The sequence below is a fragment of the Chamaesiphon sp. VAR_48_metabat_403 genome, assembly GCF_031422475.1.
Lineage (GTDB): Bacteria > Cyanobacteriota > Cyanobacteriia > Cyanobacteriales > Chamaesiphonaceae > Chamaesiphon.
The window spans coordinates 1-1,826 of sequence record NZ_JANPLS010000050.1 but is presented as its reverse complement, the minus strand read 5'-3'; the positions used below and the strand labels follow the sequence as shown (position 1 = coordinate 1,826).

1 protein-coding gene and 1 pseudogene are annotated in these 1,826 nt (G+C 40.1%); both read left to right on the top strand.

Going from position 1 to position 1,826, the window contains the following annotated elements; genetic code table 11:
* Nucleotides 1-106: 106 nt before the first annotated feature.
* Nucleotides 107-1,171: a hypothetical protein gene (locus tag RMO79_RS02470; RefSeq protein ID WP_310481471.1), complete on the top strand. Its 1,065-nt coding sequence runs from the start codon at nucleotides 107-109 to the stop codon at nucleotides 1,169-1,171.
* Nucleotides 1,171-1,826: pseudogene (locus RMO79_RS02465) on the top strand (AAA family ATPase); the annotation flags it as partial. The gene RMO79_RS02470 and the pseudogene RMO79_RS02465, both read left to right, overlap by 1 nt.

Sequence of the window (1,826 nt, the reverse complement as noted above, 5' to 3'; positions counted from 1 at the left end):
TTTCGCCCCTACACCCGACACCCCCTTTCCTTTCCCCTTTCCCCCTCTTCTCCTACACCCCACACCCCACACCCCACACCCTGCGCGAAGCGCACCCCCAATAAAAATGCTTGAAACAAACAAAGATGATAAACACAGAGACATCGAAAAAGTCGATGAGTACTGGCATAAAATTGGCTACAAAACTGGATTACTTGCCACAGGGCTTTTAGCAGGGCTAATTGTTGGTGCAGTCTTAGCAATTAGAAACACTAAAAATGCGATTATCGGCAAGCAAAGTGAGAAAGCTTTAGAAAATGCCCAAACAGATAAAATGTCTGTTCAGGAGCTAGATAGCTTATCGAGAAGCGAGAAATTAGCAGATACCGAGTATCGGCAAATTGCGATTTTTATCGATCAACTAGAACAAGTATCTGGCTCTCTCGAACAAGGACGACAAGTTGGTTCAGACTATATTTTCACCAAATCTGTCAATGAGTCAAGGCTAATTAATTATACAATTACAGATGCCAAATCCAATCAGCAGATTGTTAATTTCGATCTCGATAAAGATGACAAAATATCCGTTCAGCCAATTAAGAAAATAGCTGGCTCTCAAGCACGGTTAATGACTTTCATTAAATCGACATCTAAACAAATCAACCTCGATCTAGAAATCAAAGATCTGGTTGTGATTGAATACGAAGATATTCCTACAGCACTAACTAAACTTGCCAAGGAAGCAGCAGAAGTTCAACGGTCGTTAGAGACATTAAAGGCGACTGAATTGACAAATGCCACAAACGAAGAGAAGTTGCAGCGGGTAGCAGAATTATCAACTCAATCTGATAAATTGTCAGCATTGAAAACCCAAGCCAAAAGACTTCAGAATTCGATCGATACAGCCGCAAATGCTAATGCTAAATTACTCGAACAAGATCCATCAGCCATTGGTAAGACAATTAAAGTTTCTCTATTAGCAGATAAATTAGCCGATGTAGATCGGACAATCGGGATCAACGAAACGATCGTTGGAGAACAATACCAAACTTTAGACAATATTAAACCTTCAATCCAAGCGGAACCAGAGTTAGAGTTTGCCGCTCCTGAATCTGGTCAATTAGATGGTTATATTAATAACGAATCAGAACCAGATTATGAAGAATATGAATCAGAATTGAGCATGTCATAATGTTAAAAAATTTAGTCACTCAATATCCATTAATTAAGGTCGATATTACCGTAATTGATCGTCAACATACCTTAGATAAGATTCAATTAGTCGGCGATGAGTTAAATAAACCCGTCTACTTATGGTCGTTATTACAGCCCAATTTCCAACCATTATCCACAATGGGTGCATCATTTCAACCCGAACCCATCACTGCTGCAATCGATTTAATTGGTTCTCTTCAAGCGAATAAAAGCGGTTTATATGTCTTCGAGAATCTGTTCGCAGTCATCGATGCAGTATCACCACTAGAACGCGAAGGTTGTTATCAGGCAATCTCTCAACTATTCGCCCGACTCAATCAACAGCATCGAGAATGTCTGGTAATTTTCATGGAATCGGGACGGGGTAATATTCCCTCATTCTTCAGCCAGATTATTTGGGAATACAAGTTCCCTCTACCTACGAACTTTGAGCTAACTACTCTCCTATTAGAGCATGGAATTAACCTCACCCAATTGCCACGACTTTTCAATGTTTTAGCCGGACTAACAGTAGAAGAAATTACGGTAGGAATTAGAGCCAACCGCGATGTCATCGCCGATAGCGAAGCTCTAGAAGATCGACTATTAAACTATAAATACACCCTCTTCAAATCCTTCGGACTAGAATTCAT